Origin of the sequence: Caballeronia choica (assembly GCF_001544535.1) — a bacterium.
Taxonomy (GTDB): domain Bacteria; phylum Pseudomonadota; class Gammaproteobacteria; order Burkholderiales; family Burkholderiaceae; genus Caballeronia; species Caballeronia choica.
Genome location: NZ_FCON02000404.1, coordinates 1 through 1822 on the forward strand (window position 1 = coordinate 1; position 1822 = coordinate 1822).

Below are 1822 nucleotides of genomic sequence, written 5' to 3' on the forward strand. Positions count from 1 at the left end.
GCAAGTCGAGTAGCCCGACGATCATGTCCATGCAAATTTTAAATGGACATGTGTACATGATGGACGAAGTCGAGGTTGTCCAGGGTGTGATTCAGCCGACACGGCGTCGGCGGCATAGCAAGGAATTCAAGGAGATGGTCAGTCGGGCGGCAATGCAGCCGAACGTGTCGATTGCGGCCGTGGCACTGCATTACCGGTTGAACGCCAATCTGCTGCGCAGCTGGGTTGCAGCGCAGGAGGAACGCGATGCCGCTGAAGCAGCCCGAAAGGAGTTGAATGTCTCGTCGCCGGAATTTGTGCCGCTGCAGATTCAGAATGGTGTTGCTGGGGCAATGCACATCGAGATCGAGGTGCGCAGGGGCGCGACGGCGATCACGGTGCGCTGGCCGCTGTCGGCCGCGAGCGACTGCGCAACCTGGCTGCAGGGGTGGTTGCGTTGATTCGCATCGATGCCATCTGGCTCGCGACGGAGCCGGTCGACATGCGCGCGGGTGCCGATACGCTGCTTGCGCGCGTGGTCAAGGTGTTCGGGTCGGTAAGGCCCCATCATGCATACCTGTTTGCCAATCGTCACTCGACGCGAATGAAGGTGCTGGTCTACGATGGCCTGGGTATATGGCTTGCCGCACGGCGGCTGAACAAGGGGCGCTTCGTCTGGACAAACGGCGAGCAGGCGGTGAGCGTGGGGCTGAGCCCGGAACAGCTTCAGGCTCTCGTGATGGGACTACCGTGGCGCACTCTCGCGCCGGATCATGCGATCACGGTGATTTGAGCCCCGCGAGTACGTAAACTGTTTCGCTTGCTGCATCCGGCGCGGCTCTGGCAGACTGATTGCCATGGACATACCCGCCGATCTCGACGCCCTCAGTACCGAACAGATACGCGAACTGAACGCGAAGCTGATGGCCGAGATCGCCGAGAAAGAAAGAGAGTTGCGCTACCGGCAAACACGTATCGACCAGCTTACGCACGAACTCTCGGTGATCAAACGGCAGCAGTTTGGCAGGCGCAGTGAGCAGCTCAACAGGGAGCAACTGAGCCTGCTCGAGGAAGCGCTCGACGCGGATCTGGCGGCAATCGGGCTCGAGCTGCAGGGGCTGAAGTCCGGCAAGCAAACTGGAACGCCACGTCAACAGCCAAAGCGGGCACCGCTTCCTCCGGAATTGCCACGTACCGACTTTCATCACGAGCCGGACAGCACGATCTGTACGTGCGGCTGCGAACGCGTTCGTATCGGCGAGGACATCAGCGAGAAGCTGGATTACACGCCCGGCGTGTTCACGGTAGAGCGGCATATCCGGGGAAAATGGGCGTGCAAGGCATGCGAGACGCTGGTGCAGGCTGCGGTGCCGCCTCATGTGATCGACAAGGGCATCCCGACCACCGGCCTGCTGGCTCAGGTGCTGGTCGCCAAGTACAGCGATCACCTGCCGTTGTATCGACAGGAGCGCATCTTTGCGCGGGCGGGTCTGGCGATCGCGCAATCGACGCTCGGCGCCTGGGTTGGCGCGTGTGGCGCGCGCCTGCAGCCCCTGGTCGATGCACTTCGCGAAGAAGTGTTGCAGCAGGGGGTACTGCATGCCGACGAGACGCCGGTACAGATGCTTGCGCCGGGAAAAGGCAAGACCCATCGAGCCTATCTGTGGGCGTACAGTACCACGCAGTTCTCCGATCTGAAGGCGGTGATCTACGACTTCGCCCAGAGCCGCGCTGGCGAACATGCACGCGCATTTCTGGGCGAGTGGCGCGGCAAGCTGACGTGTGACGACTATGGAGGCTATAAGGCTAGCTTCCAGAACGGCGTGACCGAAACCGGGTGCCT

The 1822-nt window shown here is 61.5% G+C and carries 3 protein-coding genes; all 3 read left to right on the forward strand.

The genetic code is table 11. The features are described from left to right. Positions 1 to 29 precede the first annotated feature (29 nt). On the forward strand, positions 30 to 440 hold the full coding sequence (locus tag AWB68_RS44480; RefSeq protein ID WP_235028870.1) for a transposase: 411 nt from the start codon (positions 30 to 32) through the stop codon (positions 438 to 440). Beyond that, positions 437 to 772: an IS66 family insertion sequence element accessory protein TnpB gene (gene tnpB, locus AWB68_RS44485; protein ID WP_143282057.1), complete on the forward strand. Its 336-nt coding sequence runs from the start codon at positions 437 to 439 to the stop codon at positions 770 to 772. Before AWB68_RS44480 ends, tnpB begins: the two co-directional genes overlap by 4 nt. A 64-nt stretch (positions 773 to 836) precedes the next feature. Next, a partial coding sequence (gene tnpC, locus AWB68_RS44490; RefSeq protein ID WP_125483300.1) for an IS66 family transposase occupies positions 837 to 1822 on the forward strand: 986 nt, incomplete at its 3' end.